Source organism: Amedibacillus dolichus DSM 3991 (assembly GCF_000154285.1).
Classification (GTDB): Bacteria; Bacillota_I; Bacilli_A; order Erysipelotrichales; family Erysipelotrichaceae; genus Amedibacillus; species Amedibacillus dolichus.
Genome location: NZ_DS483475.1, coordinates 26,278 through 40,110 on the forward strand (window position 1 = coordinate 26,278; position 13,833 = coordinate 40,110).

Consider the following 13,833-nt stretch of genomic DNA (forward strand, 5'->3'; position numbering starts at 1 on the left):
ACGCGATTTATACATAAATGATACAAAATTTGTTGCATTTTCATGAACTTTTCAGTATAATAAATGTGCTTGCATCAGAAGGGAGGGTCAACATGCCGAAAGTAGTACTTAAAGAAAACGAAGTTCTTGATGACGCACTACGCAGATTTAAGCGTCAGGTGTCAAGAAATGGTACCCTTGCTGAAGCTCGCAAAAGAGAGTTTTACGTAAAGCCAGGCGTTCGTCGTAAATTAAAATCAGAAGCTGCACGTAAAGCACGTCGTGGGAAATAAGAAGTCAATTTGACTTCTTTTTTTATATATTTGTGAGTATGGAATAACTTTACATAAAATTAACATTTCTTGTTCTTTTTCGTTTTATAATAAACAAGTGAATGGAGCATGCGAGCATATTCAGCTATGGTAAAACGTATTCTGTTACATAGGGGTGAAAGCGTGCTGTCTATTCATAACAATAAAATCCTATTGGAACATTATGAGCAGATTCTATTCATTTCTACAAATCGAGTGAAGGTAGTAACCGATGCTGCGGAAATCGAATTTGTGGGAGAGCATATTCAGGTCTTGGCTTTAGAAAAGAATGAGCTGCTTATGGAGGGTATACTTTCTCAAGTGAGGTTTCAGCATGTTCAATAGAAGGGCTATGGGGCTTGATGCTTGGCGTGTAGATATGCCGGTAGAAACTTTTTTACGAATTGTGAAAGTTTTTGATTTGGAGCTGTATGATATTTCCTTTCAAAAAACTGCTATTTGCTTTTATGCTCATGTATGGCAAAGACGCAATATTGTACATGCTTTAAAGGAAGCTGAGCTTGTCGCAACAACCGGAGCGATTGCTTACCTACTTCGTAGCCTTCGTAAGCCGTATCGTCTGCTTGCTTTGCTTATCAGTATGCTGCTTTGGTACGTCTGCTCACAAACCGTATTAACGATTGATATTCGTGGTGAAAGCGAGAAGCACCGCCAGCTCATTGCATCTACCTTGCAAGAGCTTGGCTATCGTACTCCCTTTTATGATAAGGATCTGGCAGAGATGAAAGCAAAGCTGAAAAAGCGCTTGGAAAATGATATAGCATGGTTGGAAGCCTATCAAGAAGGTAGTCGTTATGTTATCACATACACACCTAAGGAATTTGCTAAGTTACAGGTATTAAAACAAGATGCTTTAATTGCCCAAGAGGACGGAGTGATTGCACAATTTGAAGTTTCCCATGGCTCGAAATGTCGTAGGGTGAATGAATTTGTGCACAAAGGAGATATATTGGTAGATAATGTACTTCTTGATAGCAAGGGACAGGAAGCTAAAACCGATGTAGAAGGAAGGGTATATGCTTATGTGTGGAAAGATGTTCGTGTAACGATGCCTTCCAATAGGCTTCCCAAAAGCTTTCAATTCTTTGATTTATTGATGGAGGCAAGACGTATTGCTTCTTTGGATTTTCGTATAGGAGATAAGATTTCAAAAGAAAATATTTTGCAATTCTCTACGGATATGGGTAAAATAGAAATGGTTGTTCATTATACCTTATATAAGGATATTACAACTCCCAGATGATAGGAGATTCTATGAGTAAACAATATACGATAAACCTAAAAGAGTATCCAATGGATTGGATTGTTAAGTTATGCGGACCACAGGACAAACATTTTTCACTGATTTGCGATGCGTTTTCTGTGCAGCTGCTTGTACGTGATAATGAGCTGCGAGTTCTGTGTGAAGATGAGAAAGTATTTCATCGGATTGAAAAGCTGATTGCGAGTGTGATGGAAATGCTAGAGAATCATGTTGATGTGCAGGAACGCGATATCATGTATTTATGCCGCTTAGCAAAGACCGATAAGTTGGATCAACTAGCAGCTATGTACCAACGTCCAATTGGGAAAGCCATAAGCGGTAAGCTGATTTATCCGAAAACGATCGGACAGCGTTATTTGTTTCAATGTATGAGTCATTCGGATATTGTTTTTGCGACTGGTGTAGCAGGAACCGGAAAAACATATCTTGCGGTGGTTTATGCGGTTAGTCAATTGAAGAACGGAGCGGTTCGAAAAATTATTCTTACACGTCCTGCTGTGGAGGCCGGAGAAAATTTAGGGTTTTTACCGGGTGATCTTAAAGAAAAGGTCGATCCCTATTTACGTCCATTATATGATGCGCTTTATGATACCTTAGGAAGTGAGCAGGTGGAAAAGCTGATAGAAAAAGGAATCATTGAAATCGCACCTTTGGCTTATATGCGCGGCAGAACGTTGGATAATGCTTTTATTATTTTAGATGAGGCACAAAATACAACTCGCTCACAAATGAAAATGTTTTTAACGCGCATGGGCTTTCAATCGAAAATCGTTATTACCGGTGATGTTACGCAGATTGATCTTATTCGCAAGCAAGACAGCGGTTTGTTGAATGCCAAACAGCTGCTATCCGGAATTGAGGGTATTTCCTTTGTGGAACTAACGAGTCTAGATGTTGTGCGTAATCCACTCGTTCAAAAAATTATCGAGCGATATGAAAGGGAGGAAGAAGGATATGGCAAAAATACTTCTGATTGAAGATGAAGAAAATATTCGTAAGATCATTGCTTATGATTTGAAAAAGGCAAATTATGAAATCGTGGAAACCGGTGATGGTAGAGAAGCAATCGAATTAGCCGGAAGCAATGATTTCGATGTTTTGATTATTGATTGGATGCTTCCGCATGTAAGCGGGATTGAAATAGTAGAGCGATTACGAGAACGGAAAAACGACAGCATCATGATAATGCTGACGGCTCGTGATGATGAAACAGATATCCTACATGCTTTTGAAAAGGGAGTTGATGATTATATCACCAAACCGTTTTCCCCTCGGGAATTGCTTGCAAGAGTCAATGCACATTTAAAACGTCGTAAAGGAAGGGAAGAACCTAGACTGGTATTCGGTGATATTTGCATGGATCTCAAGCGACGCAGCATACTTTTAAAGGAACAGGAATTAGAGCTTACAAAAAAGGAATTTGATTTATTGGAATATTTTATTTCCAATAAGGAGGTTGTTCTTTCGCGTGATAATATTTTAAATGAAATTTGGGGCTTTGATTATGATGGAGATACACGAATTGTCGATGTTCACGTATTTAAGCTAAGAAGTAAGCTAGCCAATAGCAATATTCAAATTAAATCTATGCGAGGCATTGGCTATGTCATTGAGGAAAAGCATGAAGAGTAGACGCTATGTGGCTTACGCCTTGCTGGTGTTGGTACTGATAAGCGTACAAATAGCAACGGAAGCAAGTGCATTAACAATGGTTTTGGTTATGTCGATTGTCTTTTTTGTGTTTTGGGAATACTTTGATAAAAAAAGTGAGCTATTGGTGCGTAAAGAAAATAAGGAGCTGCAGGAAAAGGTAAAATCCTCTGCTAAAGATGCACACTTGAATTATAAGCAACTACTAACTGTTGTAAGTAGTATTCCTTTCCCATTGTTGTTACTGGATCCTTTTGGAAACATTGTTATGAGCAGTAATGTTGATGAGATTAGCGAAGGTGAGATTCAGGAAAACATGACCTATGCAAACAACAGCTTTGTTTATCCGGTGCAGGAGTTTATAAAGGATTGCTTTATTATGGAGCGCGCAATGGATACGATTTTACATATTCAAGGGATTGAGTATCAGTCTATCTGCGTTCCGGTTACGGCAAAAGGAAAATATCGCGGGTGCTTGTTGCTGTTTCAAGATGTATCGAAAACTTTGGAAGGAGAGAAAATGCAAAAGCGCTTTATTGCCGATGCTTCTCATGAATTGAAAACACCGATTGCGGTTATTAAAGGCATGGTAGAAATTTTAAATCGTGATGACTTTGATGATCCGCAAATGGAAAAAGAATTTTTGACGCAGATTGAAAGTGAAATCAATCGTTTGGATGGATTGGTGAAGGATTTGTTGATATTATCGAGATTATCTTTATCCAATGTTTTACTAACGAAAGAATTTAACGATATGAATGAAATTATAAACAAAGCAATTCAATCCTTTAAAAAGCAGATTAACGAAAAAGGACTAAAGCTTGTTTGTGATTATCAATATCAAAGTCCGATTCGTTGCGATGCGATGAAAATGTCGCAGGTTATTATCAATTTATTATCAAATGCAATCAAATACAGCGACCAAGGTACAATTCGGATACAAACTTATCGAGAAAATAATTTCTTTGTGTGTACGGTAGCAGATGAGGGACAGGGAATTGCAAAGGAAAATTTGGATAAAATTTTTCATCGCTTTTATCGTGTAGATGATGCCCGTACACGTAGTAAGGGTGGTTCTGGTTTAGGACTTTCGATTGTGAAATCTACTGTGGAAGCACATGGTGGCAATGTTGAGGTTGATAGTGAATTAAACAAGGGAACTAAGTTTATTGTTCGTATACCTCTTTAGGCACATTGCTGCCTTTTTCTTTTTTATAGCTTGCATTGTGCAAGAAGGAGTGCTATAATAATCAAGCAAGTAAATATGTCGCGTTCGGCAAGCGGTTAAGCCACAGCCCTCTCAAGGCTGTACCACGGGTTCAAATCCCGTACGCGATACCATATTGTATTCGAACGAACTACTCATTAGTTCGTTTTTTTATATTTAGAAGAAGAATCAGATCAGAAAAAAGGCCGTACAGTCTAAGTGATAGTTTATAATCACTTAACTGTTACGACCATTTTTTATTTGTTTTATATCGACATAAACTATAAACATACACATCATATATCATTATAAACAACTTTAGCTTTTAAGAGATACCGGATAATCGAAGCCATGCTGTTGAGTATATTCCTCTAGTGTTATTCCTTTTTCATAGATTTCCGTAGCAACCTCCACTCCGACATAGCGAAAATGCCATGGTTCATTAGAAGCTCCGGTAATGTGGGTTTTATTTAAAGGATAGCGAAGAATAAACCCATATTCATGAGCATGTTTCGATACCCATTCATATTCTTTAGTATAACCGAAAACAGGAATTTCCTCATCGATAACGCTTTGGCTTGTTAAATCGACACTTAATCCGAGTTGGTGTTCACTAAAGCCAGGTGGGGAAACTAAACCGGAGGCTGTTACGCTGTCGTAAATCGCAAACATCTGATCATAGATAATTTTTTGCTCCTTTGCGCTTCGATAAGCACTGTTCACTGCTAAATGCAGATCTTTCTTTAAAGCATCTTGATACATGTTCTCTAATGCTTCGGCAGCATCTTTTCGCATCTTGTTGTTGGTGTTGTCGGGAGCATTAGGTATGGCAACTTCTACAAGATTTTTCGGTACATAGTCAGTAGAAACCTGAAAGCCGTTTTTAATTAGGAGAACTGGGTGCTCGGGGTTTTCTAAATAATAAATACGAGAGGTTTTATTTTGTGAAATAATGTTTGGATAGGAGATTTCCATAATTGCTTCTTGAGGTTCTTTTTTTGTTTGTAGATACTGTGGAAGATCTTGTATGATGCAGCCGTTAATCTCAATATAAGGGGCAATTTGCTTCCAAGTCAAGGTATGCTCCTTTAGAAAAGCAAGCTCCTTAATTGTATAGCGATGCAAAAGCATTTGGATTTGTTTCGGTTGATAGCCATGTGCCACAAACCATTCGTGATAATTTTCATAATATGTATCAATATAATCAACAATTTCCTTATCCTTTAACTCTGTATCACTTAACAACTCATAATTATAGTAATGCCGATTGTTTTCTAAACTATCCCAACGAGAAAAATCAATCGCACTATCATAGTTGAGATAATCGGCAAGCTCTTCTTTATCTAGGGTTAGTAAAAAAGCTCGTTCCTCTTTGTTATAGCCCTTAATGCTCAATTGAATACGTGTCCAATTTAAGAAAATAAGCATGGCAATAACAGCCAAAATCAACAGTATAGAAAGTAGTGTAATCCATCGTTCCTTCTTATCGTTTTCTCGGGGGTAGTAGTGTAAATTCATCGGTTTCTCCTCCTTTACAGCTTTTGTTTTACCGTATGTATAATGATACAAGAAAATAGCGTAGAAAGCTATCTTTTACAGAATAAAAAATTTACATTTTCTTAACATAAATGAAATATACAGTTTACATTCCTGCTGTATCATGATAGCTGTTCGAGGAGGAATGTAGGAATGAAGAAAACATTGATGTTAGGTTTGGCATGCTTGATGAGCGTATCTTTAATGGCATGCGGATCAAATGAAGGAAGTAGTAATGGAGTAAGCGGAGAAATCGCTGTTTATACACGAGATTCATCTAGTGGAACGCGGGAAGCATTTGAAAAAGGAGTTGGCTTTGAAGGGGAGCTTACAAAGCATGCGACAGAAGTTACAAGCAATGACGATATGGCTGCGAAGGTCGGCGGTGAAGCAAGAGGAATCGGTTATACTTCTCTATCAACGGATTTTGAAAAAAACAACGTAAAGCCTTTGAAGTATGAAGGTGTTGAGGCATCAAGTGAAACGGTATTAGATGGTAGCTATGGGCTTCAACGTCCGTTTATGTTTGTAACAAGAGCAAGCGGAGATTTTGAAAGTGAGGAAAAAGAACAGTTAGTAGCAGCTTTCTTAGATTATTTACAAAATTCTGCGGAAGGTATGGCAGTAGTTCAAAAGGCAGGCGGTGAGGTAGACCTTTCAAAAGCCGTTGCATGGGAAGAATTAGCAAGTAAATATCCGGTGCTTCAGCAAGATAATTCCGATATTACGATTACTACCGCTGGCTCTACCTCTGTTGAAAAAACACTTAAGGCGGCATTGGAGGCATTTTCACCATTGGCAGGAAATGTAAAGTTTGTCATGAATCAAAATGGCAGCGGTGATGCAGTTCCTAGAACTTTAGGAAAAGAAAAAGACGGTGCCAATAAAGCGGATATTGGCTTCGCTTCAAGAGCCTTCAAGGAAGATGGAAGTGAAGATATTGCTTCGGCAATGGTAAGTGGTCAGTATTGTATTGATGCTGTCGTAGCGGTGGTACATAAGGATAATCCTTTGGAGGATATCACACAGGCGCAGCTAAAAGATATTTTTACAGGGAAGATAACAAACTGGGAAGATTTAAATAAGTAAGCTTTAAAGTAGAAACAGCCTGATGTTCTCAGGCTGTTATTTATCTAAAAGATTGGAGAGTATTATGGAATTATATGTGCGAAAGCATACCAGCAGCAAAAAAAATAATAAGAAGCTAAAGCATGATAAAGCAATGAAAAAGGTATTTATGAGTGCAGCTTTGCTGTCAAGCAGCATGCTGGCAGTCATTGTGATTTTTATTGCATTGAAAGGAATTACACCTTTTGTTGGTACAGATACCTATGAGGCAGTAAATGTATTTGATTTTCTATTTGGAAACATGTGGCGAAAGGATCAAGGTATTTATGGGGTTGGATTTATTATCATTAACACTTTGATTTCCAGTTTTGCGGCATTGCTGATTGCATTTCCATTAGCGGTCTTGAGTGCCTTGTTTATTTGTAAGATTGCTCCTAAAAAACTGGCAACTATGATGACTTCAATCGTTGAGCTGTTGGCAGCTGTACCCTCTGTTGTATATGGTGTCTTTGCATGTGGGACAATAACCGTCATAGTAAAAGAGCTAGGGGCAATGTTGGGTTTTGCTACGGTTGGTGGCGCAAGTCTTTTGGCAGTCATTCTCTTATTGGCAATTATGATTTTTCCAACCATCACTTCATTGTCAATTACGGCAATCAATGCAGTGGATACAGAAATGGAGCTAGGAAGTTTGGCGCTTGGCGCAACAAAGACACAAACAAATTTTAAGGTTGTATTGGCAAGTGCAAAATCCGGTATTTTTGCTGGAGCGATATTAGGCATCGGACGCGCTTTTGGAGAAGCGACAGCAGTGGCAATGGTTGCCGGAAATAAGATGTTTGGACCAACCTTCCACCTATTTGATACAACAAGAACCTTAACCACGACCATGCTTTCCGGATTAAAGGAAACTAGTGGTCTAGATTACGATATTCGCTTTTCAGTCGGACTGGTGTTGATGGCAGTGATTTTGCTTTCTAACCTGATCTTGAATTATGTGAAGAAAAGGGTGGGAAAACTATGAATAAAATCACAAGTGGAAATTTGAAAAAACGAAGGATAAAAGACACTATTTTAAATGGGATAACCTATCTTTCTAGTGGTATCAGCGTATTGGTGTTGGCAGCCATTTTTATCTTTGTTTTTACACAAGGCTTTTCTAGTTTGAGTCTTGACTTATTAACCGGAAATTATTGGGCAAATAATTATCTGACAACTGTGGAAGCCGATAGAAATGCTCCCGATTGCTTTCAAGTTCCGAAGGAATTAGGGGAGGAAGTAGCATTTTCTGAAGCGTGGGGCGTAGGATTCGTTGATGCGCTTGATGAAAACAAAGAGCCGATTGTTTTGATTGAATATATTGATGAGGCATCTCCTTTTGCAAGTTTGATTGACAAAAGCGTGCATGATCGAGAAACAAAGTTATCGGCGGAGGTTGGCTATCAGGTAGAGCGAATCAATTATATGGGGAAAGACGGACATATAAAAATTGTTGGGAATCTGATGTCAAATGATGCGAAGCAGGTTGCGCAAGCCTTGGATCAAAATGCACAGAGCATTCAAGAAATGTATTTTAAGACTCCTGGGGGAGGAATTCGCGGATCGATTCTAGCAACCTTATATCTAATTGTAGTGGCTTTGCTAGTTTCTTTGCCACTAGGAATCGCAGCAGCTATCTATTTGCGAGAATACGCTTCGAAAAATAAGCTTACCGGTTGGATACGCAGTGCTGTGGAAATGTTAAGTGGTGTTCCTAGTATTATATTTGGTTTAATGGGAGTAACCGTACTCTTTCCGATTACACAGCTATTTGGCGCAACAACAACGAATATTTTGTTAGGTGGTTTAACCCTTGCTGTCATTTTGCTGCCAACCATTATCCGTTCTAGCGAGGAAGCCTTAATTGTTGTACCACAATCTTTACGTGATGCTTCTCTTTCCTTAGGTGCTTCTAGGTCGCAAACAATCTTTAAGGTGGTATTGCCCAATGCTATACCGGGTATTTTAACCGGTGTATTGTTAAGCATCGGACGAGTTATCGGCGAAAGTGCAGCGTTGATTTATACCATGGGCACGTATGTAAATGATGCACCGCAGCTTTTATCGCAAGGGACAAGCCTAGCTGTTCACATTTATAATATCATGAGCAGTGAGCAGCCGAATTTTGAATTGGCTTGTGCAATTTCAATTGTTATTTTAGTGTTTGTATTGATCTTGAATATTAGTATCAAATGGATTTCACGTCGTTTTCATAAGGCGATGCAATAGGAGGAAGGAATTATGCAAAACAACACAATTTTTCATATTGAAAACGTAGATTTGTTTTATGGTGAAAAGCAAGCTTTAAAACAAATTCAAATGAATATTCAAAAAAACAGCGTAACGGCGTTGATCGGGCCAAGCGGTTGTGGGAAATCTACCTTCCTTCGTTGCTTGAATCGTATGAATGATTTAATCGACGATTGTCGTATTGAAGGTAATATTCTATTTGAAAATACGGATATTTATAAAGGGGATATGAATGTGGTTGATTTACGAACAAGGGTTGGAATGGTATTTCAAAAGCCGAATCCTTTTCCAATGTCTATTTACGACAATATTGCTTATGGACCACGTTGTCAGGGAATTAAGGATAAAACGATTCTTGATGCGATTGTGAAGCAGTCTTTGGAAAAAGCAGCTCTTTGGGAGGAAGTAAAGGATCGTTTGAAGGATAGCGCCTTTGGACTATCTGGTGGACAACAGCAGCGTTTGTGTATTGCACGAGCGATTGCCATGGAACCGGAGGTTATTTTGATGGACGAGCCGACCAGCGCTTTAGATCCGATAGCAACTGCAAAGATCGAAGCGTTGATGGAAGAATTGAAAAATGAATATACGATCATTATCGTTACGCATTCTATGCAGCAGGCATCACGTGTTTCGGATTACACGGCATTTTTCTTGATGGGTGAAGTTGTAGAATTTGATAAAACAAGTACGATTTTTCAACAGCCTAAAGATCAGCGTACAGAGGATTATATTACCGGAAGGTTTGGATAGGAGGCAGGTATATGGTAAAGCTAGATGCAGAATTGGCAGCAATGGAACAAAATCTTTTAAAAATGGCACAACGAGTGATTGCCATGCACGAAAAGGTGGTGGCTGCGTTAAAGCAACCGAGTAAAGAGATTGAACTCGATATCGTACAGGCAGATGATGTTATCAATCATTTAGAGGAAGAAATAAACGATCAGGCAATTCGTTCCTTGGCGCTATTATCGCCGGTAGCTAGCGATTTACGTAAAGTGATTGCCGATATTAAAATTGCCAGTGAGCTGGAGCGTATTGGTGATTATGCGAAAAATATTGCTATCTTTTTAATTAAAAACGAAAGTTTAGATGCAACGATTCGCAGCTATGGAATTGCGATGGAGGAGCAGCTTATGGAAATGTTAAAGGATACGATTACAGCTTATGAACAGCGTGATGTGGATATGGCTTTTGAGATAGCGGAGCGAGATAAGGCAATCAAGGAGCTGTATTATAAATTAAAGAGTAAACTAAAGGAGCAAGAGGATCTTCTTCAGCATATTTTCGAAATCAGTGCTATGATGCGCAATATGGAGCGTGCCGGAGATCATACGAAAAATATTTGTGAACATATTATTTATATGATGAAGGGACAGCATTACGATTTCGGATAAACATTCGCTTAAAGGTGGCAATTGTCGCCTTTTTTTATAAGAGCTAACGATATGTTTTTTTAGGAACAAAGCAAAAAATATGCTATAATGATTAGGAATAAAAGGAAGTTTTTATAAGTGTATGCGAATATGGTAATGAAAGAGGTAGGCTATGGAAATTAACATCATCAATCAAACAGCGGAGAAGCGGTGGAATCGTTACAAGAAGGATTTTCTTACGATTGCGCAAAAGACAGAAGAATTATTAAAGCTTAAACAGAGGTATTGTGCTTCGGTTATTTTTGTAACACCGCAAAAAATTCATGAAATCAACCGTGAGTATCGGCATATCGATCGTCCTACCGATGTTATTAGCTTTGCATTGTTAGATGAAGCAGATGAATATGAGATTATGGAGGACAGCATTGAACTGGGTGATATCTTTATCAATATCGAAGCAATCGTGAAGCAAGCAAGTGAATATGGTCATTCTATGCGTAGAGAGGTATGCTTTCTGTTTACGCATGGCTTATTGCATCTATTGGGCTATGACCACATGGAACAGGAGGAGGAGCGCGTGATGTTTGCGCTGCAAGATGATATCCTATATGATATTGTTCCTAAAAAAAGCAGTACGTAAATTTTCTTATGCTTTTGCAGGCTTGCTTGATGGAATTCACAATGATGCCAGTATTCGCTTGCAGTTTGTATTGGGAGTTTGTACGCTGCTTGCCGGCTTATTGTTGCATTTGTCGCTTATAGAATGGAGCATTGTCCTCATCTTGGTTGCACTTGTAATAGCAATGGAATATATAAACAGTGCGATCGAAACGCTAACCGATGTGTTATTTCCTAATTATGATCGGCGTGCAAAAAAAATCAAGGATTACAGTGCCGCAGCGGTGTTGGTAGTATCAATTGTGGCTTTGCTTTTCGGTATTATTATTTTCGGAGGACGGCTATGGATTATACTGATGTAATAGAAAAAGCCTTGCAGGCGTGTGAGCATGCCTATGCTCCATATTCAAGGTTTTGTGTAGGTGCTTGCTTAAAAATGAAAGATGGAAGCTATATTTGCGGGGCAAATGTAGAGAATGCATCTTATGGCTTAACCAGCTGTGCAGAACGCAATGCCTTGTTTGCGGCATATTCTCAAGGATATCGCAAGCAGGATATTCAATGCATGGCGATTACTGCCAAACAAGATGAGCTGTGTCCGCCTTGTGGTGCTTGTCGTCAGGTAATGGCGGAACTGTTGGAGCAGCATACACCGATTATTTTAGCAAGTATAAAAAAACAGCTTGTAACAAATATAGAAGAACTGATGCCGATGGCATTTACAGCAAAGGAGTTTTTATGAAATATAGATCAGGATTTATAGCGATTGTTGGGCGTCCTAATGCAGGAAAGAGTACTCTGTTGAATGCGATTTTAAAAGAAAAGGTGGCGATTACAACCCCAAAGCCACAGACGACGAGAAATAATATTTCCGGTATTTTGACAACCGAAGATACGCAATATGTTTTTGTTGATACACCGGGGATTCATAAGCCGAAGCATGAGTTGGGAAGAACCTTGAATAAGAATGCTTATACTGCGATTAGCGAAGCCGATGTCAATTTCTGGGTTGTTGATGCTACACAGCCGTATGGCAGCGGTGATGAATTTATGCTAGAAAAAATGAAGAGTGCGCATATTCCGGTTTTTTTGATTTTGAATAAGATTGATTTGTTGGAAAAGGAAAAATTGCTTAAGGTTCTTGCAAGGTGGCAGGAGCGTATGGAATTTGCGGAAATTTTTCCTATCTCTGCTCTTACCAATGATAATATTGAGCACCTTTTGGAAATCACTCGAAGTTATTTATCGGAAGGGCCGAAATATTTTCCGGACGATATGATCAGCGATCATGGTCTAAGCTTTCAAATAGCGGAAATCATTCGCGAAAAGGTTTTATATAAGACCAACGAGGAGGTACCGCATTCCGTAGCCGTGGTTGTTGAAAATATGGAGGAAACGGATAAAAAGGTATATTTACAGGCTGTTATAGTTGTGGAAAGAACCTCACAAAAGGCAATTTTGATTGGTAAACAGGCGGCTATGATTCGTGCGATTCGCTTAGCTGCGCAAAAGGAACTGAAGGAAAAGCTACATAAAAAGATTGAATTGGAGCTTTATGTGCGTGTAGAAAAAAATTGGCGTAATCGAGAAGGAAAATTGCAGCAGCTGGGCTATAGTGAGAAATTTGATGAATAGCGAGTACTGTGCTATTGTGATCAGCTATCGGGAATATCGCGAACATGATGCGATCATAAAGCTTTTAGATGAAAACGGGACGATTTCTTCGCTGATTGCCAGAGGTGTGCAGAAAATCAACAGTAAGAATGCCGCAGGTTGTCAACAGTTTACCTATGGGCGTTATTTTGTAAACGAGCGCCAATCGACTGTTCTGCATTCTTTATGCAGTGCTGAATGCTTGCGGACATATCGTGATATTCGTGAAGATTTATATATGCAAAGCATAGCATCATACATGTGCGAGGTTATCGAAAAAAGCGACTTTGAAGAAAATGCTTTTCCGCTATTGAAAACCATGCTGGAGCATCTTTCAAAAAAGGAACAGCCATTCGGTGTTTTGTGCTTATTTCAAGCAATCGTAAATCGTATGCATGGGATCGAGCCTTGTGTGGAGGGCTGCGTACATTGCGGGACCACAAAAAGAATTGCCTCTATTTCCGTACAAGCGGGTGGCTTTTTGTGTCAAAGCTGTATGCGTATGGAGGATCAGTTACATACTGTTGAAAGGTTAAAGAAGTTTCGTTTGCTGGTAAAAGCGCATCTAGAGCATATTTCCCTTGTTTTAGAAAGTGCTTGTTTTGATTTTGATGACTTTTTAATTCAATATTGTTTTTTTGCTGAGTATGCAGGTGTTTCGGTTAAAAGTATTCGTTTTCTAAAACACTTATATGCGTTGCATATTGATAAAACGTAAAAAAGCTTTCTATACCTTTGTTTGAAGGAAAGAGAGCTTTTTTTTGTTTATTAGTTAATTTAAATGTTAGATGAATAATACAGTGAAAGATAATGTGCTTATAAAGTATTAAAAAGATGGAATGTTCCTAGTCGTATTTGTTT

The 13,833-nt window shown here is 38.7% G+C and carries 17 protein-coding genes and 1 tRNA gene; 17 read left to right on the plus strand and 1 reads right to left on the minus strand.

Annotation, left to right across the window (positions count from 1 at the left end; genetic code table 11):
* The first annotated feature begins 92 nt into the window (after positions 1–92).
* The 7 genes from rpsU (at position 93) to EUBDOL_RS04975 (ending at position 4,566) form a co-directional block, all read left to right on the plus strand.
* Positions 93–272, plus strand: a complete 180-nt coding sequence (gene rpsU / locus EUBDOL_RS04945) for a 30S ribosomal protein S21 (protein WP_002609166.1) — start codon at positions 93–95, stop codon at positions 270–272.
* 108 nt (positions 273–380) lie between these two features.
* Positions 381–635, plus strand: a complete 255-nt coding sequence (locus EUBDOL_RS04950) for a YabP/YqfC family sporulation protein (protein WP_004799200.1) — start codon at positions 381–383, stop codon at positions 633–635.
* Complete coding sequence (locus EUBDOL_RS04955) at positions 625–1,554, plus strand: sporulation protein YqfD (protein WP_004799203.1); 930 nt, start codon at positions 625–627, stop codon at positions 1,552–1,554. Before EUBDOL_RS04950 ends, EUBDOL_RS04955 begins: the two co-directional genes overlap by 11 nt.
* Before the next feature lie 11 nt (positions 1,555–1,565).
* Positions 1,566–2,552 carry a PhoH family protein gene (locus EUBDOL_RS04960; protein ID WP_040463195.1) on the plus strand — a complete coding sequence of 329 codons (987 nt, stop codon included), beginning with the start codon at positions 1,566–1,568 and terminating at the stop codon, positions 2,550–2,552.
* Positions 2,530–3,207 carry a response regulator transcription factor gene (locus EUBDOL_RS04965; protein ID WP_040463198.1) on the plus strand — a complete coding sequence of 226 codons (678 nt, stop codon included), beginning with the start codon at positions 2,530–2,532 and terminating at the stop codon, positions 3,205–3,207. The genes EUBDOL_RS04960 and EUBDOL_RS04965 overlap by 23 nt, the downstream gene beginning before the upstream one ends.
* Entirely contained in the window at positions 3,197–4,414 is a 1,218-nt protein-coding gene (locus EUBDOL_RS04970) for a sensor histidine kinase (protein ID WP_004799210.1), read from the plus strand. Before EUBDOL_RS04965 ends, EUBDOL_RS04970 begins: the two co-directional genes overlap by 11 nt.
* 77 nt (positions 4,415–4,491) lie before the next feature.
* Positions 4,492–4,566, plus strand: a tRNA-Glu gene (locus EUBDOL_RS04975).
* 184 nt (positions 4,567–4,750) lie between these two features.
* Here the strand turns inward: EUBDOL_RS04975 and EUBDOL_RS04980 are convergent.
* Positions 4,751–5,950, minus strand: a complete 1,200-nt coding sequence (locus EUBDOL_RS04980) for a M15 family metallopeptidase (RefSeq protein WP_040463201.1) — start codon at positions 5,948–5,950, stop codon at positions 4,751–4,753.
* Between the two features lie 171 nt (positions 5,951–6,121).
* Between EUBDOL_RS04980 and EUBDOL_RS04985 the strand changes: the two genes are divergently transcribed.
* From EUBDOL_RS04985 to recO, 10 genes are all read left to right on the plus strand, one after another.
* Positions 6,122–7,057, plus strand: a complete 936-nt coding sequence (locus EUBDOL_RS04985) for a substrate-binding domain-containing protein (protein ID WP_004799215.1) — start codon at positions 6,122–6,124, stop codon at positions 7,055–7,057.
* Positions 7,058–7,121: 64 nt separating this feature from the next.
* The gene (pstC, locus tag EUBDOL_RS04990) at positions 7,122–8,060 is read left to right on the plus strand and encodes a phosphate ABC transporter permease subunit PstC (protein WP_004799216.1); all 939 of its coding nucleotides are present in this window, start codon (positions 7,122–7,124) and stop codon (positions 8,058–8,060) included.
* A complete protein-coding gene (pstA, locus tag EUBDOL_RS04995) occupies positions 8,057–9,304 on the plus strand; it encodes a phosphate ABC transporter permease PstA (protein WP_004799218.1) in 1,248 nt (415 codons plus the stop codon). The genes pstC and pstA overlap by 4 nt, the downstream gene beginning before the upstream one ends.
* 12 nt (positions 9,305–9,316) lie before the next feature.
* On the plus strand, positions 9,317–10,078 hold the full coding sequence (pstB, locus tag EUBDOL_RS05000) for a phosphate ABC transporter ATP-binding protein PstB (protein WP_004799219.1): 762 nt from the start codon (positions 9,317–9,319) through the stop codon (positions 10,076–10,078).
* A gap of 11 nt (positions 10,079–10,089) precedes the next feature.
* Positions 10,090–10,722, plus strand: a complete 633-nt coding sequence (gene phoU, locus EUBDOL_RS05005) for a phosphate signaling complex protein PhoU (protein ID WP_004799221.1) — start codon at positions 10,090–10,092, stop codon at positions 10,720–10,722.
* Positions 10,723–10,873: 151 nt separating this feature from the next.
* The gene (gene ybeY, locus EUBDOL_RS05010; protein WP_004799222.1) at positions 10,874–11,341 is read left to right on the plus strand and encodes an rRNA maturation RNase YbeY; all 468 of its coding nucleotides are present in this window, start codon (positions 10,874–10,876) and stop codon (positions 11,339–11,341) included.
* Entirely contained in the window at positions 11,310–11,681 is a 372-nt protein-coding gene (locus tag EUBDOL_RS05015) for a diacylglycerol kinase (protein WP_004799224.1), read from the plus strand. The genes ybeY and EUBDOL_RS05015 overlap by 32 nt, the downstream gene beginning before the upstream one ends.
* Complete coding sequence (gene cdd / locus EUBDOL_RS05020) at positions 11,663–12,061, plus strand: cytidine deaminase (RefSeq protein WP_040463205.1); 399 nt, start codon at positions 11,663–11,665, stop codon at positions 12,059–12,061. Before EUBDOL_RS05015 ends, cdd begins: the two co-directional genes overlap by 19 nt.
* Positions 12,058–12,954 carry a GTPase Era gene (gene era, locus EUBDOL_RS05025; RefSeq protein ID WP_004799227.1) on the plus strand — a complete coding sequence of 299 codons (897 nt, stop codon included), beginning with the start codon at positions 12,058–12,060 and terminating at the stop codon, positions 12,952–12,954. The genes cdd and era overlap by 4 nt, the downstream gene beginning before the upstream one ends.
* On the plus strand, positions 12,947–13,690 hold the full coding sequence (gene recO / locus EUBDOL_RS05030; protein WP_004799229.1) for a DNA repair protein RecO: 744 nt from the start codon (positions 12,947–12,949) through the stop codon (positions 13,688–13,690). The genes era and recO overlap by 8 nt, the downstream gene beginning before the upstream one ends.
* Positions 13,691–13,833 lie beyond the last annotated feature (143 nt).

Excerpts from the sequence above, each read along its gene's own strand:
- EUBDOL_RS04985 (WP_004799215.1), top strand. The coding sequence starts at position 6,122 with ATGAAGAAAACATTGATGTTAGGTTTGGCATGCTTGATGAGCGTATCT.
- recO (WP_004799229.1), top strand. The coding sequence starts at position 12,947 with ATGAATAGCGAGTACTGTGCTATTGTGATCAGCTATCGGGAATATCGC.
- EUBDOL_RS04960 (WP_040463195.1), top strand. The coding sequence starts at position 1,566 with ATGAGTAAACAATATACGATAAACCTAAAAGAGTATCCAATGGATTGG.
- pstA (WP_004799218.1), top strand. The coding sequence starts at position 8,057 with ATGAATAAAATCACAAGTGGAAATTTGAAAAAACGAAGGATAAAAGAC.
- cdd (WP_040463205.1), top strand. The coding sequence starts at position 11,663 with ATGGATTATACTGATGTAATAGAAAAAGCCTTGCAGGCGTGTGAGCAT.
- EUBDOL_RS05015 (WP_004799224.1), top strand. The coding sequence starts at position 11,310 with ATGATATTGTTCCTAAAAAAAGCAGTACGTAAATTTTCTTATGCTTTT.
- EUBDOL_RS04955 (WP_004799203.1), top strand. The coding sequence starts at position 625 with ATGTTCAATAGAAGGGCTATGGGGCTTGATGCTTGGCGTGTAGATATG.
- EUBDOL_RS04965 (WP_040463198.1), top strand. The coding sequence starts at position 2,530 with ATGGCAAAAATACTTCTGATTGAAGATGAAGAAAATATTCGTAAGATC.
- EUBDOL_RS04980 (WP_040463201.1), bottom strand. The coding sequence starts at position 5,950 with ATGAATTTACACTACTACCCCCGAGAAAACGATAAGAAGGAACGATGG.
- pstC (WP_004799216.1), top strand. The coding sequence starts at position 7,122 with ATGGAATTATATGTGCGAAAGCATACCAGCAGCAAAAAAAATAATAAG.
- EUBDOL_RS04950 (WP_004799200.1), top strand. The coding sequence starts at position 381 with ATGCGAGCATATTCAGCTATGGTAAAACGTATTCTGTTACATAGGGGT.
- rpsU (WP_002609166.1), top strand. The coding sequence starts at position 93 with ATGCCGAAAGTAGTACTTAAAGAAAACGAAGTTCTTGATGACGCACTA.
- pstB (WP_004799219.1), top strand. The coding sequence starts at position 9,317 with ATGCAAAACAACACAATTTTTCATATTGAAAACGTAGATTTGTTTTAT.
- ybeY (WP_004799222.1), top strand. The coding sequence starts at position 10,874 with ATGGAAATTAACATCATCAATCAAACAGCGGAGAAGCGGTGGAATCGT.
- EUBDOL_RS04970 (WP_004799210.1), top strand. The coding sequence starts at position 3,197 with ATGAAGAGTAGACGCTATGTGGCTTACGCCTTGCTGGTGTTGGTACTG.
- era (WP_004799227.1), top strand. The coding sequence starts at position 12,058 with ATGAAATATAGATCAGGATTTATAGCGATTGTTGGGCGTCCTAATGCA.
- phoU (WP_004799221.1), top strand. The coding sequence starts at position 10,090 with ATGGTAAAGCTAGATGCAGAATTGGCAGCAATGGAACAAAATCTTTTA.